Source organism: Streptomyces sp. NPDC054786 (assembly GCF_053611685.1).
On sequence record NZ_JBSHAW010000014.1, the window covers coordinates 88,596 to 112,147 of the forward strand.

The window sequence follows — 23,552 nt, forward strand, 5'->3', positions numbered from 1 at the left end:
CCGATCCACAAGGTGCGCAATAGTTTGCGAATCCTCTGGGCATTATGCCTAGCGAATGCACGAAGCGGCCGAGCTATCTGTACATGGTGACCATCAAAAGGGACGGTGCGAGCGATGGCGATCGATCATTTGGACGGGGCGCTGCTGGAGCTGCTCGCCGAGGAGCCGCGGATCGGCGTCCTGGAGGCGTCCCGGCGGCTGGGGGTGGCGCGCGGGACGGTCCAGGCCCGGCTCGACCGGCTTCAGTCGAATGGAGTGATCCGGGGCTTCGGGCCCGATGTGGACCCGGCGGCGCTCGGATATCCCGTGACCGCATTCGCGACACTTGAGATCAAACAGGGCCAAGGCAATGATGTACGGGCCCATTTGACGACCGTTCCCGAGGTGCTGGAGCTGCATACAACGACGGGACATGGGGACATGCTCTGCAGGCTCGTCGCCCGGTCCAACGCCGATCTACAGCGGGTGATCGACCGGGTTGTGGGCTTTGATGGGATCGTGCGGGCATCAACGGCAATCGTGATGGAAAATCCGGTTCCGTTGCGAATCATCCCGCTGGTGAAACAGGCATCGGGAGACTGACCGAGGAGACCGAGTGAGCTTCTGGGAGTACGTCGGCACCCGGCACACCCAACTGCTGACGGATACGTATCAGCACGCCAGCGCGGTCTTCCAGTGCATGGTGCTCGCCACCGTGCTGGGGGTCTTCATCGCCGTGATGACCTACCGCAGCGAATGGGCGGGCAACCTCGCCACCACCTCGACCGCCACCATCCTGACCATCCCCTCCCTGGCCCTGATCGGTCTGCTGATCCCGATCGTCGGCCTGGGCGTCCCCCCGACGGTGATCGCGCTGACCCTGTACGGGCTGCTGCCGGTGGTCCGTAACGCCATCGTCGGGCTGCGCGGGGTGGACCCGGACCTGGTCGACGCGGCCAACGGCATCGGGATGTCCCGCACCGCCCGGCTCTTCCGCGTCGAGCTGCCGCTTGCCTGGCCGCCCATCCTCACCGGCATCCGGGTCGCCACCCAGATGCTGATGGGCATCGCCGCCATCGCCGCCTTCGCCTCCGGCCCCGGCCTGGGCAACGAGATCTTCCGCGGGATCGCCTCGCTGGGCAGCGCCAACTCCCTCAATCAGGTGCTCTCCGGCACCCTCGGGATCGCCATCCTCGCTCTTCTCTTCGACGCCGCCTACGTCCTGATCGGACGCCTGACCATCTCCAGGGGGATCCGTGCCTGAGACGCCCGAGACCACCACCACCTCCGGTGCGAGCATCCAGCTCGAAAACCTGACGAAGATCTATCAGGGGAACCCCGTCCCCGCGGTGGAAAGCGTCAACATGGAGATCAAGGCCGGCGAGATCGTGATCCTCGTGGGGCCCTCGGGCTGCGGTAAGTCCACCACCCTGAAGATGATCAACCGGCTGATCGAGCCGAGCTCCGGGCGGATCCGGATCGGCGACGAGGACGTCACCGACATGGACCCGGTCAAGCTGCGCCGCACGATCGGCTACGCCATCCAGTCGTCCGGCCTCTTCCCGCACATGACGGTCGCCCAGAACATCGCACTGGTCCCGAAGATGATCGGCTGGTCCCAGTCGAAGACCAAGAACCGGGTCGAGGAGATGCTCGACCTGGTCGGCCTGGACCCGCGCGAATTCCACGGCCGCTATCCGCGCCAGCTCTCCGGCGGCCAGCAGCAGCGCGTCGGGGTGGCCCGTGCCCTCGCCGCCGACCCGCCCGTCCTGCTGATGGACGAGCCGTTCGGCGCCGTCGACCCGATCACCCGCGACCACCTCCAGGACGAGCTGATCCGGCTCCAGCACGAGCTGCACAAGACCATCTGCTTCGTCACCCACGACTTCGACGAGGCCATCAAGATCGGCGACCGTATCGCGGTGCTCCGCGAGCGCTCGCACATCGCCCAGTTCGACACCCCCGAGGCCATCCTCACCAACCCTTCCGACGACTTCGTCTCCGGCTTCGTCGGCGCGGGAGCGGCACTCAAACGGCTGAACCTGACCCGCGTACGGGACGTCGGCGTGGTCGACTTCCCCACCGCCGCGACCGATGACCCGCTGGAGTCCATCTTCGACCGGCTGCGCTCCGGCTCCCACAACGAACTGCTGCTGCTGGACCCCAACCGCCGCCCGTACAAGTGGCTGCGCCGCGGCGATCTGGCCCTCGCCAAGGAGTCGCTGGCGCGGGCCGGGACGCCGGTACAGCACACCGTGACCCGGGATGCGACGCTGCGCGACGCGCTGGAGGCGGTGCTCACCGACAGCGCGGGCCGGGTCGCGGTCACCGGGCGGCGCGGCGAGTACATCGGCGTGGTCGACATGGAGACGCTGATGAACAACGTCCAAGAACTGCTGGAGGCGGACCGGATGGAGGCCCTGGAGCACCAGCACCAGCTCCAGGAACAGCGCGCCCGACAGACGCACCTGGAACAGGAAGGCCTGGAGGCATGAGCCCCCGTGACGGGAGCGGTCCGCGGGACAGCGAGCGCCCACCGAGCGACCACGAGGCCTTCGCCTTCCGTGACGACGTCGAGATGCAGGAGCGGGAACGGGCGGCCGGTGAGGCGCCCACCGCGCCCGCCACCCCGGGCCGGCGCCGGATCAGCTGGCAGAAGTGGACCTTCATGCCGGCCTTCCTGGTGGCCGCGCTGCTCGCCACCTGGCTGTGGTTCCGCGGCGCCCGCCTGGACTCCATCGCCCACCAGGCGGTCGACAACGGCAAGGTGTGGCTGGCGCTGCAGCAGCACATCGAGCTCACCGCGATCTCCACCTTCTTCGTGCTGATCATCGCGATCCCGCTGGGCATCGCGCTGACCCGGTCCAAGCTGCGCAGGGCCACTCCGGTCGCGATGGCCTTCGCCAACCTCGGGCAGGCCATCCCGGCCCTGGGTCTGCTGATCCTGCTGGTCATCTGGCTGGGCATCGGGGCCCGTTCGGCGATCGTCGGCATGGTCATCTACGCCGTGCTGCCGGTCCTCGCCAACACGATCGCCGGGCTGCGCGGCATCGACCCGACGCTGACCGAGGCCGCCCGCGGCATCGGCATGTCCCCCACCCTCGTGCTGACCAAGGTCGAACTCCCCCTGGCCGTACCGCTGATCCTGGCCGGCGTCCGCACCGCGCTGGTACTGAACGTCGGCACCGCGACGCTGGCCACCTTCGGCGGGGGCGGCGGCCTCGGTGACCTGATCTCTGCGGGGATCGTCACCCAGCGGATGCCCGTACTGATCCTCGGTTCCGTGCTCACCGTGGCGCTCGCCCTGCTGGTCGAATGGCTGGCGTCGCTCGCCGAACTGCTGCTGCGGCCGCGCGGACTGGAGGCAACGGCATGAGGAATCACCCGCGTCCGGCCCGGCGCCGCCGTCCCGGAAGGCGCCGGGGAGCCCGCTTCGTCGTCATGCTGCTCGCCACCGTGCTCAGCGGATGCGGCCTGGTCAGCGGCAGCGCGATGAGCGACACCGTGCTGCCGGGGCCAAAGGCCGGCTACCCGGACCGCCCGCTCACCGGGGCGCAGCTGACCGTGACCTCGAAGGAGTTCACCGAGCAGATCGTCCTCGGCCAGATGATGGGCATCATCTTCGAGGCGGCCGGCGCCAAGGTCATCGACAAGACCAGCATCCAGGGCTCGATCGGCGCGCGGGAAGCGGTCAGGTCCGGCACGGCGGACGCCGCGTACGAGTACACCGGCACCGGCTGGATCACCTACCTCGGCCACACCAAGCCGATCGTCGACCCGCAGGAGCAGTGGAAGGCGGTCCGCGACGAGGACCGCAAGAACGGCATCGTCTGGCTCCCGGCCTCAAGGCTGAACAACACCTACGCGCTGGCCCTGAACACCGCAAACCAGAAGAAACTGGGCGTGCACAACCTCTCGGAGGTCGCGACGCTGTCCCACAAGAACCCCGGCGCCGTGACGATGTGCGTGGAGAACGAGTTCGCCACCCGCAACGACGGCCTGCCGGGCATGGCGCGGGCGTACGGCATGAACGTGCCCTCCGGCAACGTCCGCAAGATGACCGGCGGCGTCGTCTACACCGAGACGCAGAAGGGCACCTGTGCGCTGGGCGAGGTCTTCACCACCGACGGCCGCATCAAGGCGATGCATCTGCACGTCCTGGCCGACGACAAGCACTTCTTCCCCAACTACAACGTCGCGCCCGAGATCAACGCGGCGGCCCTCAAGAAGTACCCGGCGATGGCCGAGGTCCTGGCCCCGGTCACCAAGGCCCTGAACAACACCGTCGCCCAGGAGCTGAACCGCAAGGTCGATGTGGACGGCCAGGACCCGCACGAGGTCGCCAAGGACTGGCTGATCCGGGAGGGGTTCATCAAGGAGGGGTGAGGCACGGGGCGGGGCCTGCCCCGGGAGCCGTGGGGCAGGCTCAGCAGCGGGGAACGCTGCCGCCGGTCTGCAGGGCCTTCAGGGCGTCCACCGCGCCGTCGAGCGTCGTGACCGGGATCAGCCGCATCCCCTTCGGCAGCTCCGTCCGCGCGTCCGTGCACTCCTTGCGCGGGACCAGGAAGACCGAGGCGCCGTCCCGGTGCGCGGCCTGCGTCTTCAGCGGGACCCCGCCCACCGCGCCGACCTTCCCGCCGGCCGTGATGGTCCCCGTACCGGCGATGGTGCGCCCGCCGGTCAGATCATGGCCGGCACCGTCGCCGGCCAGCTTGTCGACGATGCCGAGGGCGAACATCAGCCCGGCGCTCGGGCCGCCGACGTCCGCCAGGCTCAGCTTGACCTTGATGTCCTTGGCCGACTTGCCGAGCTGCCCGAGCGCGGCGCTGGTGGCGGTGCCCTGGGACTCCTCCATCTGCTGCGCGTTGTGCTCGGCGATCTCCTCGGTGTTGTTGCCCACCGGGTAGACCGCCTCCCGCGGCATCACGGCCTCGTCCTTACGGAACCAGCCCTGGAGGATGTCCGGCAGATGGACGGAGGCGTCCGGGCCGGTGGCAACGATTGAGGTCATCCGCAGCTGCCCGCTCGTCTTACGGGTCCCGGCGCCGGTGATGGAGATCACCGGCTTGCCCTTGTCGTCACCGAGGACATTCGCCGTCATGCCCGGATAGGCGACCGAATACGGCAGCGGGGCGAGGACCGCGGTGAGGAGGAGGGCGAGAACGAGGGCGGTGCAGGCCGCCAGGGCTCGGGTGCGTGAGGACACTCCGCCACCCTAATTGACCCCCGCCCCACCAGGGCCTCAAGGCGCTGCGGCCTCACCACACAGCCACCGCCCCTTCACACCCCGCGCCCCTCGACCGCACCCTCGGTCTCAGCGCAGCGCTTCCGCCACCTCCCGGGCCGCGTCGACCACCCGCGGTCCGATCCGCTCGGAGACGGTGTCCGCGAGCATCACCACGCCCACGCTTCCCTCGATGCCGCTCACCCCGAGCAGCGGTGCCGCCGCGCCGCTCGCGCCGGCCTCCAACTCCCCGTGCGTCAGGGCGAGTCCGGCGTCCTGGATGCGGCCCTGCCGGGCCTTGAGGATCGCCCGCCCGGCGGCCCCCCGGTCCAGCGGATGACGGAATCCCGCCCGGTAGGCCACGTGGTAGTCGGTCCAGGTCGGCTCGACGACGGCGACGGCCAGCGCTTCGGTGCCGTCGACGAGGGTGAGGTGCGCGGTGGCCCCCACGTCCTCGGCCAGCGACCGCAGCGCGGGCAGTGCGGCCTCCCTGACCAGCGGATGTACCTGCCGGCCCAGGCGCAGCACGCCCAGGCCGACCCGGGCCCGGCCGCCTATGTCACGGCGCACCAGGGCGTGCTGTTCCAGCGTGGCCAGCAGACGGTAGACCACGGTGCGGTTGACGCCGAGCTTGTTGGAGAGCTCGGTGACGGTCAGCCCGTGGTCGGTGTCGGCAAGCAGTTTGAGGACGCGCAGCCCTCGGTCGAGGGTCTGGGAGGTCTCTGCGGTCACGACGCCTCCTGGGTGAGTGGCGGCACTCGGACGCGACGCGCTGCGTGTCCCGGAGCAGCGCGCGCTAGAGGCCGCCGGCCGCATGGCACCGGCTGCGCTCCGCGGCGGCGCTGCCACGGGGCGTGTGCGTGACCGGGACAGTAGCGAGCCAGTCCGGTGAGCGGAAGAGTCCGTCCAGAATCCGGGCTCCACAGCCCGGAATATCCCCGTACGTCCGTCCAGAAGGTCCCGTTGTGTTTCAGGTAGGGCTAAAGACCCGTCCGGGCGGTATGCGCGCAAGCGCCGTGCCTGGCCGGCTCCGGCACGCCGTACCGGAAATGACGACGGGGGCGGCGCGCCGCTCAGCCGGCACACCGCCCCCACGGGCCACGGGCGGGCTCACCGCATCCGCGTGGCCCACTCCCGTACCTTCTTGATCCGCTCACCCAGCTGCCCGGCGGTGGCCTCCGCGCTCGGCGGCCCGCCGCACACCCGCCGCAGCTCGGTGTGGATCACGCCGTGCGGCTTTCCGCTCTGGTGGACATACGCCCCCACCAGCGTGTTCAGCTGCTTTCTGAGCTCCAGCAGCTCCTTGTGCGTGACCACGGGCCGCCGCTCGGCCGGCAGCTCCAGCAGATCCGCCTCCGCATCCGGCCGCTTCTTGCTGTGGGCGATCTGCCGGGCCTGCCGCTTCTGGAGCAGCATCTGCACCTGGTCGGGCTCCAGCAGCCCGGGGATGCCGAGGTAGTCCTGCTCCTCCTCGCTGCCCGCGTGGGCCTGCATACCGAACTCGGCACCGTCGTAGAGCACCCGGTCGAAGACCGCCTCCGACTCCAGCGCCTCGAACGAGAACTGCTCCTGCTCGCCGGTGTCCTCGTCCTGCTCCTTGTTCGCCTCCTCCATCTCCTGCTCGGATTCGGCGTACGGGTCTTCCTCCCCGTCCTTCTTCGGCTTGTCCAGGACGTGGTCGCGCTCGACCTCCATCTCGTTGGCGAAGCCGAGCAGCATCGGAACGGTGGGCAGGAAGACGGAGGCGGTCTCGCCGCGCTTACGGGACCGCACGAACCGCCCCACGGCCTGCGCGAAGAACAGCGGCGTCGAGATCGTGGTGGCGTACACCCCGACCGCCAGCCGCGGCACGTCCACCCCCTCGGACACCATCCGGACCGCGACCATCCACCGGTCCTGGGAGTACGCGAAGTCATCGATGCGCTCTGACGCCCCGGAGTCGTCGGACAGCACGAGGGTGGCGCCCTCCCCGGTGATCTCCCGGATCAGCTTGGCGTAGGCCCGCGCCTGCTCCTGGTCGGAGGCGATCACCAGCGCCCCGGCGTCCGGGATGGACTTACGGACCTCGCTCAGCCGCTGATCGGCGGCGCGCAGCACATTGGGCATCCACTCGCCGCGCGGATCCAGCGCGGTACGCCAGGCCTGCGAGACCGCGTCCTTGGTCATCGGCTCGCCGAGCCGGGCCGCGATCTCGTCGCCCGCCTTCGTCCGCCAGCGCATGTTGCCGCTGTAGGAGAGGAAGATGACCGGCCGGACGACGCCGTCGCCGAGCGCGTTGCCGTATCCGTAGGTGTAGTCGGCGGAGGAGCGCCGGATGCCGTCGTTCCCCTCCTCGTACGTCACGAACGGAATCGGGTTGGTGTCGGACCGGAAGGGCGTACCGGTCAGCGTGAGCCGCCGGGTGGCGGGCTCGAACGCCTCCAGGCACGCCTCGCCCCATGACTTCGAGTCACCGGCGTGGTGGATCTCGTCGAGGATCACCAGCGTCTTGCGCTGCTCGATCCGGTTGCGGTGCAGCATGGGCCGTACGCCCACACCGGCATAGGTGATCGCGACGCCGTGGTACTCGCGGCCCAGGGGCCCCGCGCTGTACTCCGGGTCGAGCTTGATCCCTATCCGTGCCGCCGCCTCCGCCCACTGCTTCTTCAGATGCTCGGTCGGTGCGACGACCGTCACCTGCTGCACGACGTGGTGGTGCAGCAGCCACGAGGCGAGCGTGAGCGCGAACGTCGTCTTGCCGGCTCCGGGCGTCGCGACGGCGAGGAAGTCTCTCGGCTGGGTCTGGAGATAGCGGTCCATGGCCGCCTGCTGCCAGGCACGCAGCTTGTTCGCGGTTCCCCAAGGGGCCCGTCCCGGGAAAGCCGGGGACAGGTGATGGTTATTGGTGGCGCTGGTGGAGGTAGTCACGGTCTCCGTCGGCTGAACTCGGCGATCGGCAACCGCGTCAGCCTACCCGTGCGCCACTTCACGCTTCGGGGTTACGGCACCGGGTCGCCCCGGGGTGGGACCGAGGTCACATTCGCCATCCGGCCCCGGATGACGGTGGTTTCCCTGGTGGGACGGGTGGTGCGGGCGGCGGCGCCGCTGTCTCAGCCGCGATCGGGTCGCAACCGGCTTGTGACACCGGCGCCGGCCAACGCCACCACCGCCATCGCCGCGAACACGGCCGCGAAGGCCGCCGGATGGCTCGCCGAGCCGCCGCCGGCCGTCGCCGCGGGCCCGTTCACCGCGATCGAGCCGCCGCCGAAGGCCACGAACAGCACGCCGCCGACACCGACGAAGGTGACATTTCCCAGCGCGTCCGACATCTGCAGGGAGGCGGAGTTGCTGCCCGCCTCCTGCGGACGGGAGAGCTTCAGCAGCAGCACACCTCCGCTGGCGATGTTCAGGCCCATACCGAACCCGCCGACCGTCCACGCCGCCGCGACGATCGCGGCCGGCACGCCGTCGACCAGCGCCAGCGGCACCGTCACGATGGCCGCCGCCAGGAGAACCATGCCCAGGCCCATCAGCCGCTCCCGGTACGGCTCCAGACGCGGCCGGCTCTGGACGTACGAGCCGAGCGCCCAGGTCACTCCGCCGCCGGTGAGGGAGAGGCCGGCGAGGGTGGCGGACAGCCCCCGCTGGGTGACCAGCATCAGCGGGATGAAGCTCTCGGCGGCGACCAGCGCCCCGGCGGCCAGACCGCGCATCAGCACGACGCTCGGCAGACCACGCGCCGCGCGGAACGTGCCGCGGGGCAGCAGCCGCACGATGCCCGGCACCAGCAGGGCCAGTCCGGCGGCCGCGGGCAGCAGCGCGAACCAGGTCGGATGCTGGCCCGCGTACTGCAGCAGGCAGGCGCCCACGGCCACGGCCAGCGCCAGCAGACAGCGCCGGTTGCCCAGCACCTGCCGCGCGCCGCCGCTCGGGCCCGGCCGCGTACGGGGCAGCTTGCGCAGCGCGGGCAGCATCACCGCGAGCGGCAGCAGTATCAGTACGGGGATGGCGAGGAAGACCCAGCGCCAGCCGAGCTGTTCGGTGACGGTCCCGGCGACCAGCGGACCGACGATCACCGGCACCACCCAGGCCGCCGAGAACGACGCCATGATCGACGGACGCAGCCGTTCGGGATAGGCGCGGCCGACGACCACATACAGCGACACCACCACCAGCCCGCCGCCGATGCCCTGCACCCCGCGGCCCGCGACGAACATCCCCATGCTCTGGGCGCCGCCCGCGACCAGCAGCCCCGCCCCGAACGCGGCGATCCCGCTGAACAGCGGTGCGAGCGGACCGTGCCGGTCGCACCACTCGCCCGAGAGCGCCATCGCGAACAGGCTCGCCGTGAAGTAGGCCGAGAACGCGAAGGCGTACAGACCGATGCCGTCCAGCGCGCGGGCGGCGGCCGGCATCGCGGTGTTCACGGCACTCGCCTCGAAGGCGACGACCGAGACGACGGAGATGATGCCGAGGGTGAGCGCCCGGTGGGTCCGGCCGAGGATCCCGCCGCTGCCGTACGGGTCGGCGTCGGGGGCGAGGTCGGCGGGCCGGGCGGGGTGGCCGGTGGTGGCGAGGCCGGGGTCGGTGCCGTGGCCCGTGTCGGTGCCGTGGCCCGTATCGGTGCCAGGGTCATTTCCGCGGGGGCGGTCAGCGGTCATCGGGCCAGCGTAAGGGCCGTACGACGGCGGTGCCCCTGTCGGGAGACGGGGACCGGGTCGGCCGTGGGTCGTAGGGCGCGGGTCGGGCCGGCCCTACGCGGCACAGGCCGGCCGGACACGACCGCTCGTCGTCGCGGGCCCCCATTCATTACAGCGCGTCGGGCAAGCTGTCCTTATGCCCCACTTCCGTACGTACGACGATGCCGAGCTCCACTACCGCGTGCTCGGCCCGGCCGACTCGCCCCTGCCGCCCCTGGTGTGTCTGGCCGGCGGGCCCGGACGGGATGCCGCGTATCTGGGCGACCTCGGCGGGATGAGCGCACACCGGCAGCTGATCATTCCGGACAGCCGCGGCACGGGTGCCTCCCCGGCCGCCGCCGATCCGTCCCGTTACGCCTTCCCGCAGCTCGCCGAGGATGTCGAGGCACTCCGCGCGCACCTGGGCCTGGAGCGGTTCGCCCTGCTCGCGCACGACGCGGGGGCCGCGGTCGCCCAGGCGTTCGCGGCGGGGTACCCGCAGCGGCTGACCCGGCTGGCCCTGATCTGCCCCGGCTCCCGGCTGCAGGGCGAACTCCCCGACGACGCACAGGAGATCTTCGCCTCGCGGTCCCACGAGAAGTGGTGGCCGCAGGCTTCGGCAGCGGTCCAGCAACTGGCCGAAGCATCCGACATGGACGAAGTACGGGCGCTGCTGCTGGCCGCGGCGCCGCTCGCCTACGGGCGGTGGGAGGAGCCGCAGCGGGCCCATGCCGCCACGGAGGGCGAGCAGTTGGGGCCGGTACCGCGGGCCGGGTTCTGGCAGGGCGTGGACGAGCAGCTGCGAGCGGCGCTGGTGTCCGGGCTGGGTGAGGTGAGCTGCCCGGTGCTGGTGGTGACCGGTGATCGCGACGGGGTGACGGGTATGCGAGCGGGCGAGCTGGTGGCCGAGTCGTTCTCCGACGCACGGGTACGGCCGCTGCACGAGGTGGGCCACTACCCGTGGGTGGATGCACCGGAGCTGTTCGGGCCGGTGTTGGAGGAGTTCCTGCACTCGGTGTGAGACACCCCCCGCCGGAGGCCTGCGTCCGCGGCTCCGCCCCGCTTCATGAACGGCATGTTGCCCCGCGTTGCCCCGTATTGCAGCTTCATGGCACCCCGCCCCGCACCCTTGCCGGCCACCCCACCACGCGGCCTACAGTCGGGAGCAGCACAGCACCCGGCCGTGTGCCCGAGTGGTTTAGGGACTCGCCTGCAAAGCGAGTTACGTGGGTTCGATTCCCGCCACGGCCTCGATGCACCGCATGGTCTCGCGCCACGCACGATGACCGCGCTGTACGTCCGGAGGCGGCCCCAACCCCCGTGGGGACCGCCTCCGGACGCATGTGGCACACCCCTCGGCCCGGCGGAGCACCCACGCCGCCGATGGCCCCGGGGGGCTCGGGCCGCCGCACCGCTCCCCAGCCCCTCACCGGTCGGTGAGCAGCACGGCCACGAAGCGGTGGGATCCCCGGCCTCGCCCGCGTCGCCAGCCGCACCCACAACCACAGCCACAGCCGCAGCCGCAGCCGCAGCCCCCCTCCCACCGCCCTTACTGCTGCGCCACCTGCGCCACCTGCGCCACCTGCGCCACCGCCGCCTGCGGGCGGATCGGGAGGCGGCCGATGGGGCGGCCGGTGGCGGCGCGGACCGCGGAGGCCACGGCGGCCGGTGAGGTGACGACCGGGATCGCGCTGACGGGCTTGGCGCCGAAGGGGGCGACCACGTCCCGTTCCTCGACGAGCTTGACGATGCGGATGTCCGGGGCGTCCAGGGCGGTCGGCAGTGCATAGCCGGTCAGGTCGGGGTGGCGGACCTGGCCACGGGTGGTGCGCAGGTTCTCCATCAGGGCGGCGCCCAGGCCCTGGGTGACACCGGCCTCGATACGGGCGCGCAGCTGGCGGGGGTTGAGCACCCGGCCCACGTCCTGGGCGACGGTCATCTCCACGACCCGGATGGTGCCGAGCTCGATGTCGACGTCGGCGACACAGCGGATCGCGCAGAAGGCGAGGCCGACGAACGCATCGCCCTGACCGCCCTCGTCCAGCGGCTCCGTCGGATGCGGCCGGCACTGGGCGGTGGCCCACAGTTCCTTGCCGTCCAGCGCCTCGGCGACGGTGGTGCTGAGCACCCCGTCGTAGGAAGTGATCTTGCCGTCGTTGATCTGCAGCAGCTCGGTGGACATCCCGAACTTGTGGGCCAGCGGCTGCAGCAGCTGCGTACGGACCATCTTGGCGGCGCGCTCGACGGCGCCGCCGGAGACCCAGGTGTGCCGCCCGTGGCAGGCCGGTCCGGCCGGCGGCTGGTCGGTGTCGACGCCCGCGACGTGCACCTCGTCGATGCCGAGCGTCTCCTGCACGATCTGCCGCGCCAGGGTGGAGAACCCGGATCCGGTCTCGACGGCGGCGCAGATGACGGTGGCCACCGAGCCGCTGACCTTGACGGTGGCGGTGGAGACCTCGTCGGTGCCCTCAGCGCCGAGCATGTGCACCATGCCCAGCGCGTAGCCGACACCCCGGCGCACCGCGCCCGGTTCGCCCGCGCCCTCGGGGCCGCCCGGCAGCAGCCACTCCGCTTCGGGCGCATCCTTGGGCAGCTCGGGAAGCGGCGCTTCCTTGACGGCGTGCAGGAGTTCGGCAACCGGGGCCGGGCAGGTCACCGTCTGCCCCGTGGGCAGCAGATCCCCGGTGGTCATGACGTTGCGCAGCCGGATCTCGTCGGGCTCCAGTCCCAACCGGGCGGCCAGCTTGTCCATCTGGCCCTCGTAGGCGGCACAGACCTGCAAGGCGCCCTCGCCGCGCACATGGCCGGACGGCGGGTTGTTGGTGCGCACCGCCCAGCCGTCGACGACGGCGTGCGGGACGACATACGGGCCGCAGGAGAAGGACACGGCCGCGGCCAGGGCGTCGGCGGAGGTGTCCGCGTACGCACCGGCGTCCATCAGGATCTGGGCCTCCACCTTGACCAACTTGCCGTCGGCGTCCGCATGGTGGCGGTAGCGCAGCAGCGTGGGGTGGCGGTGGGCGTGCGCGAGGAAGGACTCCTCACGGGTCGCGGCGAGCTTGACGGGGCAACCCGTACGCAGCGCCAGCAGGCCGAGCGGCAGCTGGATGCCGGGGTCCTCGCGGTCGGCGGTGGCGCCGGGCACACCGGTCACCACGACCTTGACCTGGTCCGGTTCAAGACCGAAGGAGGCGGCGGCCAGATCACGGTCGGTGTGCGGGTCCGTGGAGGCGGTGTAGATCTCCACGCCGCCATCGGGGCGCGGCACCGCGAGCCCGGCCTCGGCCCCGATGGGCGCCGGGTCCTGGCGGCCGATCCGGTAGAGCCCCTCGACCATCACCTCGCCCAGGGCATCGGGGTCACCGAAGCGGAGCGGGATGTGCCGGATGAGGTTGCCGTCCGGGTGCAACGGCTCCGCTTCGAAGGCCAGTTGGGGGTCGGTGACCGCGTCCTGGACCTCGTACTCGACGGCGATGGCGGCGGCGGCGAGCCGCGCCGTGTCGGGGTGGTCGGCGGCCACCGCGGCGATCGGTTCGCCGTGGTGGCGGACCTCGTCCTTGGCGAAAACCGGGCGGTCGGCGGTGCCCCGGCCGTGCCCCGAGTCGCCGGGGACGTCCTCGTGCGTGACGATGACGCGCACGCCCGGCATCTCCGCGGCGTGCTTGGTGTCGATGGACAGGATCCGCGCGCGCGGGTGCGGTGAGCGCAGCACCGCGGCCCACAGCAGCCCTTCGGCCCAGAGGTCGGCGGCGTACGGGAAGGTGCCCTCGGCCTTGGCCGGTGCGTCGGCGGGCGGCAGGGACACGCCCAGGCCGTGGGCCGGCTGCTCGACGGGGATCTGGACGCCCGCCGCGGGGGTCGCGGTGACGGCACCTGCGCCATCGGACGTGCCACTCATGCCGAAACCTCGCTTCGCCCGGCCTCGCATCCGCTCGGCGCGCACCGCTCCCTCATGCTCCCCCGGCCTCCGGCCAGGGGGACCCCCATGCTGCGCTCGCTCATGCGGAGCCTCCCGTGTGCGGATCCTGGTCGTGCGGGGCGCGACCCATGGGGTCGGCGGGGCCCGCCTGGTGGGGAATGCGGGCGGTGTCCGCCGGTGCCGCCCCGTCCGGGTCGTCCGCCGGGCCGTAGGCCGCCTCCGCGGCCTGCGCACGGGCCTTGACGACCTCGTCGACGGCGTCCAGCACACCCCGGTAGCCGGAGCAGCGGCAGAGGTTGCCGCACAGCGCCTTACGGGTCTCCAGCTCGCTGGGGGCGTGGTTGCCCTCCAGGAGGTCGTGGACGGTCATCGCCATCCCCGGTACGCAGAAGCCGCACTGCACCGCACCGGACTCGGCGAGCGCGCACTGCACGTCGGAGGGCACACCGTTCTCCGCGAGCCCCTCGACCGTACGGACCTCACTGCCCGCCGTGGTGACCGCGGGCACCAGGCAGGACGCCACCAGTCGCCCGTCCACCTGGACGGAGCAGGCCCCGCACTCGCCCTGTGAGCAGCCGTCCTTGGCGCCGGCCAGACCGAGCCGCTCGCGCAGCACGTAGAGCAGCGACTCGCCGATCCAGGCGTCGGTGACCGGCCGGTCGATGCCGTTCACCCGCAGGACGTAGGAGGCGGCGGGGTGTTCGTCGTGGTCATCGGTGCCGGGGTCGCCCGCAAGGCCGGAGGCGGCCGCGAACGTGTCGTCGGGCTCGGTGGGGTCGTCCGGGCCGGCGGAGCCCTCGGTTCCGTCGGGAGCCCCGGTACGGGTGGGGCCGGCGCCGCCGGTGGACCGCGCGCGGCCGGCGCCGTCCTCGTCGGCGGTCTCGCCGGTCCCGGCGCCCTCGCCGCTGTGCCCGGCAGCCTCCGGGTCCGCGAGGCCGTCGGGGCCCGTGGGGCCGGTGTGCTCGACGCGCTCCGGCGGAGCGTCCGCAAAGCCGTCGGCACCCGACGCGGTGGACGTCACGGGCCCGGTCGCGTCGGTGAGCGCGAACTCGCCGGATTCTTCCGGCTGTTCGCCTTCGGCCACCGGGATGGTCCACCTGCCCGTGCCGGGCGCGTCCGACGTTCCGTCGGGCCGCTCCGCTGCCTCCTGCTGCTGCGGTGCCCCGTCGTGCGGCGGCTGCGCCGCCTCCGCGGCAGGCGGCCACTGGGCCAGCGCGTCGGCCGGCAGCGACCAGTGCCCGGTCGCCTCGCCGTTCAGGGCACCCGCGCCCGTCCCGTACGGGTCGCCACCCGACGGGCCCCCGGCGCGGGGCAGTTCGGCGTCCGGCGCGGCGCCGCGGGCCGGGAGGCCGCGCTCGCGCGCATAGGGGTCGTCAGCGGCGGCGCGGAAGTGATCGTGCGCCGCCCCGCCGTGCGAGACGTCCTGCGGCGCCATGGGGTGCGTTTCCGCCCCGCTCGTGGCGGTCAGCCCGGTGGTGAAGTTCCAGTGCCCGGTACGGGCGGCCTCGCCGGTGTCCGTCCCCGCGTCGTCGTACGCACCGGCGCCGGGGTACTCGCCGTCCTGGTAGCCGGCGGCGCCACCGGGCCCGGTAAGGCCGGGATGCCCGGGATGAACCGAATGACCCGGGTGGCCCGGATGGCCCGAATGGCTTCCCGTTGGTGCCGTATGCCCCGTCAGCCGGTCGTCGCCGACCAGGTATTCGCCGGATTCCTCCAGGCCGTCGTCCGCCGCCGCGGGGACCGACCAGGTTCCGGGACCGCCCGCCTCCGGACTGCCCGCGACGGGCCAGTCCACCGGGTCGCCGTGCCACGACCGGGCCGCCTCGGGCGCGTCACCGTGGTAGCCCTCGGGGGAGCCGTGGTGGGCCGCGTACTCCGCCTGGGCCGGGTATCCGGCGGACGGGTCGGCGTATCCGGCCGAGGGGTCCGCGAAGGGCATCGTCCACTGGCCGGTGGCCGCCGGGTCGGCGCCCGCGTCCGCGACCGGCGGCGCGGGGGCGTGCGGCGTGAAGGAGGCCGGCGGGGTGTAGCCGTGACCGGGTGCGGCGAGCGGCTCGGCACCCGGGGTGCCGTACCGGGGTGATCCGCCTCGGTAGACCCCGGTGGTGAAGCCCTCCGGGAGCTGCACGAAGGCCGTCGCCTCCGACTCGTACTCGCCACCCTGCGGCAGCGGCTGCCAGCCCTGTTCGGGGTGCGGCTGGTACGGATGGCGGTTGTCTGCGTCGCTCATGCCGAGCCCTCACTTCGCTCGGCCTCGCAGTCGCGAGGCGCGCACCTTTCGATGATGATCCCCCGGTCTCCGACCGGGGGGACCCCCATGCTGCGCTCGCTCATGAGAGCGCCCTCCCCAGTGCACGGCGGGCCAGGGCTGCCACCGTACGGCGCAAATGGAGTGCGGCGGGCGGCAGGGTGGCCGGTTCCGAACCGTCCTCGGGCGGCGCCGGGTCCGGGATGCAGGCGGCCGCGACATAGTCACCGAAGGCCGTCAGCGCCTCGGGCACCAGGCCGCGTTCGCCGTCCCAGTCGATGAGCGAGGCCACCCACTGCTCGGCCTCCAGGGGACGCAGCGGCATGGCGGCGACCGCCCCCACCGCGCAGCGCACGCCGCGTCTGGCCGGGTCCAGGACGAGCGACACGGAGGCGGTGGCCCGGCCGGGCCCGGTGCGGCCGGTGGCCTTGAGGAAGGTCTGCGGGGCGTGCAGCAGCGGCACCCGTACGAAGCCGACGAGTTCGCCGGGGTTCAGCATCTCCCGGCCGGCCAGGAGGTGGCTGACCGGGATCTCGCGACGGCTGCCCCCGGGACCGGCGATGATCACCGTGGCTTCGAGGGCGGCGAGCACCGGGAGGGTGTCGCCGGTGGGCGCGGAGGTCACGATGTTGCCGCCGAGGGTGCCGGCGTTGCGGACCTGCGGCGGGCCGGCCGCGCGGGCGGCGGCGGCGAGGCCCGGGATCAGGGCGGCGAAGTCGGGGCGCCCCATACGGGCGAGGGTGAGGCCGGCGCCGAGCAGCGCATGGCCGTCCAGGTACTGCCAGCCGCGGATCTCACTGATGCGGCCGAGGCCCACCAGGGCTGCGGGTCTGAGGAGTCCGGCGTTGACCGCCGCCATGAGGTCGGTGCCGCCCGCGACGGGAACGGCGGCGGGCATGGCGGTGAGCGCCGCCACCGCCTCGTCGAGCGAGGCCGGCAACGTCACCGTGTGCGACGCCTGCGGTGCGTGCGTGGTCAAGCCAGCTGCCCCTTCCCCGGTGTCCCGGCAGTTCCGCTCCGCCGTACGGTACGTGCTCACAGCCCGGACGTGGCAACTCTGGCACATCTTCCCGGGCCCCCGGCGCGAGGGTCCGCGAACCGGCGCTCCGTCCCCGAACAGGGTGCTGGTCCCGTTTCGTCCGCCGTCGGCCGTGCGGGAACTGCGGTGTGGCGCATCGGCGGAAGCGTCCGGCGGGGCGCACACCGCCGGTACGGCGATGCCCGGTACGGCACTACGCGGTGCGGGGTATCCGCCGTACCGCACCACCGTCCCAGGGTCCGGCCGCACGAGCGCCCTCCTTGCCCGGGGGCTCACACGTTTGGGGGCGCCCCGTCGATCGGGCGTCCGAGCACGCCGGGCCGTTTCTGCCAGGGGAGGGGGCCGCCGGGCGGGCGGTAGTCGACGCCGAGGGCGTCGAGGCGGGCGTAGTGGACAGCCATCCGCCGGGTGAAGTCCTGGTAGTCGCGGTCGGCCGGTGCGGGCAGCCGCGACCAGGCGACCTCGGCGAAGGCGGCCAGCCGCGGAAACACCTGGTAGTCGAGGCGCTGCTGACTGTCCATGACCTCGGTCCAGGCATTGGCCTGGGTGCCCAGGACGTGCCCGGCCTGGTCGGCGGTCAGCTCCGGCGGTACCGGCTCGAAGCGGTAGATGTCCTCCAGGGTCCGTACGAAGCCGATCGGCACCGGCTCGTCCGGGGAGTGATGCTGACGGTGGTCCAAGTACACCTGCTGTTCGGGGCACATCACCACGTCATGGCCGGATTTGGCCGCGGCGATACCCCCCGCGTAGCCGCGCCACGAGGAGACCGCGGCGCCCTCGGCCAGTCCGCCTTCCAGGATTTCGTCCCAGCCGATCAGCCGCCGCCCGCGGTCGGCGAGCCAGCGGTCGAAGTGCCGGATGAACCAGCTCTGCAGCTCGTCCTCGCCGGACAGCGACAGCTCGGCGATCCGTGCCTGGGCCGTGGCGGACGCCTTCCACTGGTCCTTGGGGCACTCGTCTCCCCCGATGTGCACGAACGGCGAGGGGAAGAGCGCGAGGACCTCTTCGAGCACCTGCTCGTAGAACCGCAGGGTGTGGTCGGTGGGCGCCAGCACGTTGGGGTTGACGCCCCAGGTGTCCCAGACCTTCAGGGAAGTGGTGTCGATGACGTCCGTATTGCCGAGTTCCGGGTACGCGGCGATGGCGGCCTGCGAGTGTCCGGGAATGTCGATCTCGGGGACGACGGTGATATGCCGCTGGGCGGCGTAGGCGACGATCTCGCGGAGGTCGTCCTGGGTGTAGTAGCCGCCGTGCGGGCGCTCGTCCCAGAGGGGAGAGGCCCGGTGGCCGAGTTTGGTGCGCTCCCGCCAGCCGCCGGTCTCGGTCAGCTTCGGATAGCGCGCGATCTCGATCCGCCAGCCCTGGTCGTCGGTGAGGTGGAGGTGCAGGACATTGAGCTTGTGGGCGGCGAGCAGGTCGAGGTAACGCAGCACACCGTCCTTGGGCAGGAAGTGCCGTGCGACATCGAGCAGCATGCCGCGCCAGGCGAAGCGGGGGCCGTCCTCGATGGTCTGCTGCGGCAGGACGGCCGCGCGCCCGGGGGCGAGCGGCGCCCGGCGGAAGGCGTGCGGGCCGAGGAGCTGGCGCAGGGTCTGCGCTCCCCAGAAGACGCCGGCCGGGCCGCCGCCGGTGATCCGTACTCCCCAACGGGGTGCGGCCTCCAGCCGGTAGCCCTCCGCGGGGAGGGCGGGGTCGACGACGAGCGCGAGGGTGTCCGTCGCCTCGTCGGAGCCGGGCGGCAGCGGGAGGCCGAAGGCCGCGCCGAGGGTGGTGCGCAGCCAGCGCGCGGTGTCCTCGGTACCGGGGCCGGCCGCCAGCGCGGTGCCCTCGCCGAGGCGGACCGCGCTGCGGTAGGGCCCGTCGATGCTCAGCGGCGCCGGGACCAGGCCGCCGCCCGGTGTCGTGGGGGTGATGTCTGTGTCCGGCATGCCGTCCGTCCTTCACCACGCCGCCCGGCCCAGGACCGGTCGGCCTGTACGAGTACGAAGAAGAGAAGAAGTCCAGGAAGAGAAGACGACCAGCACGGGGGTGGTCATCACGGCCGATGCTGCCATGATCCCGCCCCGCCGTGGTCCCGCCCTGGCCGTTCTCGTCCGGTGGAAGCCATTCCCGTCCGGTTGGAGGGGAAGAAGACCGGCCGCATCAGGCGACGGTGGCTCAGCCGGGTGGCGCGGGCGGGGCGGGCTTGGCGGGGGCCCGGCCTGTGGGGAGGGAGACGTGGCGCCCAGGGTGTGCCGTGGTGGCGGGTAGGGGCGGAGGCGATCGGCCGCAGAGGGCGGTGGTGACTCGTGCCGCGCAATTCCCGGAAGATCACGGGTGGTTGTGCGCCCCGGCGCAGGACGTCGGCCGTTCACCCGGTCCGGGTACGGCAACTGACCCCGGACCACCCAGGTTCGTCCCGGTTCATGCTGGTTCGCCCGCCCGGCCGGGAACGCCGACGGGCCCGGCCCGCGAGGGACCAAGGCCCGTATTCAAGGCTGCGGGGCGAGACACCACCACCACCCACCGCGTCACGGACGGCTACATGGCTACGTCTCGACGGACGACGCCATGTCCCGGCGGACGGTTGAGTCCCGCCGGACGAGGCCATGCCCCGGCGGACGGCTACGTCCTGCGGCTCCTCGGCTCTGCTGCCCTCGTGCGCCCGCAACCGGCAGTGGCCGGCCGGGCGTCACGGCGTGCGGCTGCTACTTCTTGCCGCCGTCCTTGCCGCCCTTGTCCTTGTCGCCACCGGCGCCCATGGACTCGAAGATCTCCTTGCACATGGGGCAGACCGGGTACTTCTTCGGGTCTCGACCCGGGACCCAGACCTTGCCGCACAGCGCCACGACGGGGGTCCCGTCGAGCGCGCTCGCCATGATCTTGTCCTTCTGGACATAGTGGGCGAAGCGCTCGTGGTCGCCGTCGCCGTGCGACACCTGTGGTGTCGGCTCTACGAGGGTCCCCGTACCTGCCCCGCGCTCGGGCTCAAGAGTGCTCATAACAGCCAAGGGTACTCACGCCCGCGGCAACCCGGGAGCGTTGGCCCGCCCGCCAGGTGAAGGGCAGGACCCGCAGCCGCCACGGCGGCTGCCACCCAGGGCAGTGCGTACGGCGCCGCGCCCGCTCCGTGCGGCCCGCCGGCGGGCCCCGGCCGGCGCACTGCTCCCAGGGCGGACGCCTCCCCTCAGGGCCTGCCCGGCGGCTCGCGGGCGTCGTGCCCCCATGGCGGGCACGCCCTAGGAAGCCACCGCCATCCCGCCCCGGTCCCCGGACGTCAGGCCCAGCTCCGTGGCGAAGGCCAGCGCGGCGTCCGGGCGGACCTCGTACCAGCAGTCCTGGCCGCAGACCGTGTCCAGCAGCGTGGTGATGTCCTGGGCGCCGACCACGCGGGCCTCGGCGGCGGCCAGGAAGGCACGGACCGCCGCCATGGCGTCGACCTCGGTCTCCGTGCGGGCCACGAGGTCCTCGGCGATCTCCTTGACCGCGTCGTCACCGGGCGCGACCCAGCTCATGGCCGTCTCCAGGCCGTCGTCCGGCATCTTCTCGGGGTACGGCGCACGGGCCCAGGCGCCGTCCTGCCACCAGTAGACGAACCCGAAGAGATTGCCCTCGGCGTCCTCCCGCAACCGCTCCCAGGGCAGCCATGCGGGGCCGCCGTCCAGGAAGTCGATCTGCCGGCCGCCGATGCGCGTATGGCTGCCGTCCGAATCCTGGCCGCACAGCAGGGCCCGGCCGTCCTCGAACAATTTCAGCCGCCACCAGTAGCTTCCGCCGCTGTTCCAGCACTGCAATCCCAGGTCACCCCAGGAGAATTCGTCCCCGTCGTCCATGGCGGCCGCCACTACCGCCAGCGTCGCGGCGCGCGCCCACAGGCGCTGTGGATGGTCCAGGTCCTCGGGCACGCTCGGCCTGTGCATGGCCCCTCCCCCGCTTGTCCGGCGCGGACCCGCCGACGTGTCCGCGCACCGTCCCCTGTCATCTCGAACCATAGCGACGGGGACTGACAATTCCCCATGACGAAGCCGTCACAATAATCAAGTCGTCAACAAAATCCGGGCCCACCGCGCGCCCGCCGTCCGCCGGCCCGCCCGGGACCCGGCCGGCCCCCTCAGGCACAGGCCAGGCGCAGGCCATGAACCCCTCCGGCACCGACCCGGCACCCACCCGAATCGCAACCCGGCGAGGGTCAGTTCAGCGACGGATCGTCCGGATATGTCGCCACCATCGCGAGCTCGTTGCGCTGCCGCCGCAGCACCGCGCGCCACAGCTGCTCCGGGTCGGGCGAGGAGACATCGCCGGGCTCGGACTCGACGACGTACCACGCACCGTCGACCAGTTCGTCCTCCAGCTGGCCCGGACCCCAGCCCGCATACCCGGCGAAGATCCGCAGACTGCCGAGGACCGCCGCGAGGAGTTCCGGAGGGGCCTCCAGATCGACCAGGCCGATCGCGCCGTGCACTCTGCGCCAGCCCAGCGGCTCGTCACCCGACTGCACTTCCGCCCGGTCCGCGGCCGGTACGCCGGCCATCTCCGCGCCGTCGCCCTTGGCCCTGGCGCCGCTGTCCACGGACGGGATTCCGCCCTCGCCGGACAGCCCGCCGGGCACCACGGCCACCCCGAGCGCCGAGTCCAGCGATACCGGGCCGCCCTGGAAGACCACCCCGGGCTCGCCGGCCAGTGCGGCCCAGGGCGCGAGGATGTCCGCGACGCCGACCGGCGTGGGACGGTTGAGGACCACGCCGAGGGAGCCCTCCTCGTCGTGGTCGAGGAGCAGCACCACCGCGCGGTCGAAGTTCGGATCGGCGAGCGCGGGCGTCGCGACAAGAAGCCGCCCTGTGAGCGAGGACACCTCGGTCATGGCCACATGATCCCGCACTTCTGCCCGAAGCGGGGAGTCAACGCCCGGACCCGGGCGAGAGCAGGGCAGGGCGTACGGCGGCAGCACCGGCGCACAACGTCGGGGCCGGATAGGCCATTCAAGACATTCCCTGGCAAATTCAGCCAAAGGTCGATTACAGATCAAAGGCGGATCGTAGCGGAGCGTGTTGTGACAAAGCCATTACATGCTCCGAGACTGCACGGGTCTACGGACTCACCCCCGCCCGCCCTTACCATTTCAGCTGGCCCTGCCCGTCTCCAGGAACGCGAGATCCATGACCGTCTCTACTGACGACGTACTGCTTGTCCACGGCGGCACCCCGCTCGAGGGCGAGATCCGGGTTCGCGGCGCGAAGAACCTTGTGCCGAAGGCCATGGTCGCCGCCCTCCTCGGCAGCGGCCCCAGCCGGCTGCGCAACGTGCCCGATATCCGCGACGTACGTGTGGTGCGCGGGCTGCTGCAGCTGCACGGCGTCACGGTCCGCCCGGGTGATGAGCCGGGCGAGCTGATCCTCGACCCGTCACACGTCGAAAGCGCCAACGTCGCCGACATCGATGCGCACGCCGGCTCCTCACGGATTCCGATCCTGTTCTGCGGCCCGCTGCTGCACCGCCTCGGCCACGCCTTCATCCCCGGCCTGGGCGGCTGCGACATCGGCGGCCGGCCGGTCGACTTCCACTTCGACGTGCTGCGCCAGTTCGGCGCGACGATCGAGAAGCGCGCCGACGGGCAGTACCTGGAGGCCCCGCAGCGGCTGCGCGGCACCAAGATCCGGCTGCCGTACCCGTCGGTCGGCTCCACCGAGCAGGTGCTGCTGACCGCCGTGCTGGCCGAGGGCGTCACCGAGCTGTCGAACGCCGCCGTGGAGCCGGAGATCGAGGACCTCATCTGCGTGCTGCAGAAGATGGGCGCGATCATCTCCATGGACACCGACCGGACGATCCGGATCACCGGTGTCGACAAACTCGACGGCTACACCCACCGCGCCCTCCCGGACCGCCTGGAGGCGGCCTCCTGGGCGTCCGCGGCGCTGGCCACCGAGGGCAACATCTACGTCCGCGGCGCGCAGCAGCGGTCGATGATGACCTTCCTCAACACCTTCCGCAGGGTCGGCGGCGCCTTCGAGATCGAGGACGAGGGCATCCGTTTCTGGCACCCGGGCGGCCTGCTCAACGCCATCGCCCTGGAGACCGACGTCCACCCGGGTTTCCAGACCGACTGGCAGCAGCCGCTGGTCGTCGCGCTGACCCAGGCGTCGGGCCTGTCGATCGTGCACGAGACGGTCTACGAGTCCCGGCTCGGCTTCACGTCCGCGCTCAACCAGATGGGCGCGCACATCCAGCTCTACCGGGAGTGCCTGGGCGGCTCCGCCTGCCGCTTCGGACAGCGCAACTTCCTGCACTCCGCGGTCGTTTCCGGACCGACCAAGCTGCAGGGCTCCGACCTGGTCATCCCCGACCTGCGCGGCGGCTTCTCGTATCTGATCGCGGCGCTGGCGGCGCAGGGCACCTCCCGGGTGCACGGCATCGACCTGATCAACCGCGGCTACGAGAACTTCATGGAGAAGCTCGTGGAACTGGGTGCCGACGTCGAGCTGCCGAACGGCGCACTGCCCAACTGAGCG

At 72.0% G+C, this 23,552-nt stretch carries 18 protein-coding genes and 1 tRNA gene; 8 read left to right on the forward strand and 11 right to left on the reverse strand.

All coding sequences use genetic code 11. The annotated features are described in order from the left end of the window. The first annotated feature begins 114 nt into the window (after positions 1-114). Genes ACWGI6_RS14205 through ACWGI6_RS14225 form a run of 5 tightly spaced genes read left to right on the forward strand, consistent with a single transcriptional unit; the run spans position 115 to position 4,365 of the window. A complete protein-coding gene (locus ACWGI6_RS14205) occupies positions 115-582 on the forward strand; it encodes an Lrp/AsnC family transcriptional regulator (protein ID WP_069567503.1) in 468 nt (155 codons plus the stop codon). Between the two features lie 13 nt (positions 583-595). After that, positions 596-1,243 (forward strand): ABC transporter permease, encoded by a 648-nt coding sequence (locus ACWGI6_RS14210; RefSeq protein WP_453267750.1) that lies wholly within the window; start codon positions 596-598, stop codon positions 1,241-1,243. After that, positions 1,236-2,474, forward strand: coding sequence for an ABC transporter ATP-binding protein (locus ACWGI6_RS14215; protein WP_453267751.1), 1,239 nt, complete (start codon positions 1,236-1,238; stop codon positions 2,472-2,474). The genes ACWGI6_RS14210 and ACWGI6_RS14215 overlap by 8 nt, the downstream gene beginning before the upstream one ends. Next, positions 2,471-3,355 (forward strand): ABC transporter permease, encoded by an 885-nt coding sequence (locus ACWGI6_RS14220; RefSeq protein ID WP_453267752.1) that lies wholly within the window; start codon positions 2,471-2,473, stop codon positions 3,353-3,355. The genes ACWGI6_RS14215 and ACWGI6_RS14220 overlap by 4 nt, the downstream gene beginning before the upstream one ends. Beyond that, positions 3,352-4,365 carry a glycine betaine ABC transporter substrate-binding protein gene (locus ACWGI6_RS14225; RefSeq protein ID WP_453267753.1) on the forward strand — a complete coding sequence of 338 codons (1,014 nt, stop codon included), beginning with the start codon at positions 3,352-3,354 and terminating at the stop codon, positions 4,363-4,365. The genes ACWGI6_RS14220 and ACWGI6_RS14225 overlap by 4 nt, the downstream gene beginning before the upstream one ends. A 40-nt stretch (positions 4,366-4,405) precedes the next feature. Here ACWGI6_RS14225 and ACWGI6_RS14230 read toward each other — a convergent pair whose 3' ends face one another. From ACWGI6_RS14230 to ACWGI6_RS14245, 4 genes are all read right to left on the reverse strand, one after another. Then, positions 4,406-5,185, reverse strand: a complete 780-nt coding sequence (locus ACWGI6_RS14230) for a S16 family serine protease (RefSeq protein ID WP_453267754.1) — start codon at positions 5,183-5,185, stop codon at positions 4,406-4,408. Between the two features lie 108 nt (positions 5,186-5,293). Further along, entirely contained in the window at positions 5,294-5,935 is a 642-nt protein-coding gene (locus ACWGI6_RS14235) for an IclR family transcriptional regulator (RefSeq protein ID WP_453267755.1), read from the reverse strand. Positions 5,936-6,313: 378 nt separating this feature from the next. Next, complete coding sequence (locus tag ACWGI6_RS14240) at positions 6,314-8,110, reverse strand: DEAD/DEAH box helicase (protein ID WP_453267756.1); 1,797 nt, start codon at positions 8,108-8,110, stop codon at positions 6,314-6,316. A gap of 182 nt (positions 8,111-8,292) precedes the next feature. Continuing rightward, positions 8,293-9,843: an MFS transporter gene (locus tag ACWGI6_RS14245; RefSeq protein ID WP_453267757.1), complete on the reverse strand. Its 1,551-nt coding sequence runs from the start codon at positions 9,841-9,843 to the stop codon at positions 8,293-8,295. 175 nt (positions 9,844-10,018) lie between these two features. Here ACWGI6_RS14245 and ACWGI6_RS14250 point away from each other — a divergent pair, with 175 nt between their 5' ends. Together ACWGI6_RS14250 and ACWGI6_RS14255 are read left to right on the forward strand one after the other, a co-directional pair. After that, positions 10,019-10,882 (forward strand): alpha/beta fold hydrolase, encoded by an 864-nt coding sequence (locus tag ACWGI6_RS14250; RefSeq protein ID WP_453267758.1) that lies wholly within the window; start codon positions 10,019-10,021, stop codon positions 10,880-10,882. Positions 10,883-11,040: 158 nt separating this feature from the next. Further along, a tRNA-Cys gene (locus ACWGI6_RS14255) sits at positions 11,041-11,112 on the forward strand. Between the two features lie 298 nt (positions 11,113-11,410). Here ACWGI6_RS14255 and ACWGI6_RS14260 read toward each other — a convergent pair. The 7 genes from ACWGI6_RS14260 to ACWGI6_RS14290 form a co-directional block, all read right to left on the reverse strand. Then, positions 11,411-13,759, reverse strand: a complete 2,349-nt coding sequence (locus tag ACWGI6_RS14260) for a xanthine dehydrogenase family protein molybdopterin-binding subunit (protein ID WP_453267759.1) — start codon at positions 13,757-13,759, stop codon at positions 11,411-11,413. Between the two features lie 100 nt (positions 13,760-13,859). Then, complete coding sequence (locus ACWGI6_RS14265) at positions 13,860-16,010, reverse strand: 2Fe-2S iron-sulfur cluster-binding protein (protein WP_453267760.1); 2,151 nt, start codon at positions 16,008-16,010, stop codon at positions 13,860-13,862. A 100-nt stretch (positions 16,011-16,110) separates the two neighbouring features. Continuing rightward, complete coding sequence (locus tag ACWGI6_RS14270) at positions 16,111-17,007, reverse strand: FAD binding domain-containing protein (RefSeq protein ID WP_453267761.1); 897 nt, start codon at positions 17,005-17,007, stop codon at positions 16,111-16,113. 332 nt (positions 17,008-17,339) lie between these two features. Next, the gene (locus ACWGI6_RS14275; protein WP_453267762.1) at positions 17,340-18,995 is read right to left on the reverse strand and encodes a beta-N-acetylhexosaminidase; all 1,656 of its coding nucleotides are present in this window, start codon (positions 18,993-18,995) and stop codon (positions 17,340-17,342) included. Positions 18,996-19,754: 759 nt separating this feature from the next. Beyond that, positions 19,755-20,048 carry a DUF3039 domain-containing protein gene (locus ACWGI6_RS14280; protein WP_026169910.1) on the reverse strand — a complete coding sequence of 98 codons (294 nt, stop codon included), beginning with the start codon at positions 20,046-20,048 and terminating at the stop codon, positions 19,755-19,757. A gap of 237 nt (positions 20,049-20,285) precedes the next feature. Then, positions 20,286-20,966, reverse strand: coding sequence for a hypothetical protein (locus ACWGI6_RS14285; protein ID WP_453267763.1), 681 nt, complete (start codon positions 20,964-20,966; stop codon positions 20,286-20,288). Between the two features lie 269 nt (positions 20,967-21,235). Next, positions 21,236-21,907: a YqgE/AlgH family protein gene (locus tag ACWGI6_RS14290; RefSeq protein WP_453267764.1), complete on the reverse strand. Its 672-nt coding sequence runs from the start codon at positions 21,905-21,907 to the stop codon at positions 21,236-21,238. Between the two features lie 295 nt (positions 21,908-22,202). On the opposite strand from ACWGI6_RS14290, the gene murA reads away from it, so the two are divergent. Beyond that, positions 22,203-23,549, forward strand: a complete 1,347-nt coding sequence (gene murA / locus ACWGI6_RS14295) for a UDP-N-acetylglucosamine 1-carboxyvinyltransferase (protein ID WP_393907347.1) — start codon at positions 22,203-22,205, stop codon at positions 23,547-23,549. The last annotated feature ends 3 nt before the right edge of the window (positions 23,550-23,552 follow it).

Bases quoted from the DNA above. Each gene is read 5' to 3' on its own strand.
- ACWGI6_RS14205 (WP_069567503.1), top strand. From the start codon at position 115: ATGGCGATCGATCATTTGGACGGGGCGCTGCTGGAGCTGCTCGCCGAG.
- ACWGI6_RS14245 (WP_453267757.1), bottom strand. From the start codon at position 9,843: ATGACCGCTGACCGCCCCCGCGGAAATGACCCTGGCACCGATACGGGC.
- ACWGI6_RS14265 (WP_453267760.1), bottom strand. From the start codon at position 16,010: ATGAGCGACGCAGACAACCGCCATCCGTACCAGCCGCACCCCGAACAG.
- murA (WP_393907347.1), top strand. From the start codon at position 22,203: ATGACCGTCTCTACTGACGACGTACTGCTTGTCCACGGCGGCACCCCG.
- ACWGI6_RS14285 (WP_453267763.1), bottom strand. From the start codon at position 20,966: ATGCACAGGCCGAGCGTGCCCGAGGACCTGGACCATCCACAGCGCCTG.
- ACWGI6_RS14225 (WP_453267753.1), top strand. From the start codon at position 3,352: ATGAGGAATCACCCGCGTCCGGCCCGGCGCCGCCGTCCCGGAAGGCGC.
- ACWGI6_RS14275 (WP_453267762.1), bottom strand. From the start codon at position 18,995: ATGCCGGACACAGACATCACCCCCACGACACCGGGCGGCGGCCTGGTC.
- ACWGI6_RS14220 (WP_453267752.1), top strand. From the start codon at position 2,471: ATGAGCCCCCGTGACGGGAGCGGTCCGCGGGACAGCGAGCGCCCACCG.
- ACWGI6_RS14260 (WP_453267759.1), bottom strand. From the start codon at position 13,759: ATGAGTGGCACGTCCGATGGCGCAGGTGCCGTCACCGCGACCCCCGCG.
- ACWGI6_RS14280 (WP_026169910.1), bottom strand. From the start codon at position 20,048: ATGAGCACTCTTGAGCCCGAGCGCGGGGCAGGTACGGGGACCCTCGTA.
- ACWGI6_RS14290 (WP_453267764.1), bottom strand. From the start codon at position 21,907: ATGACCGAGGTGTCCTCGCTCACAGGGCGGCTTCTTGTCGCGACGCCC.
- ACWGI6_RS14250 (WP_453267758.1), top strand. From the start codon at position 10,019: ATGCCCCACTTCCGTACGTACGACGATGCCGAGCTCCACTACCGCGTG.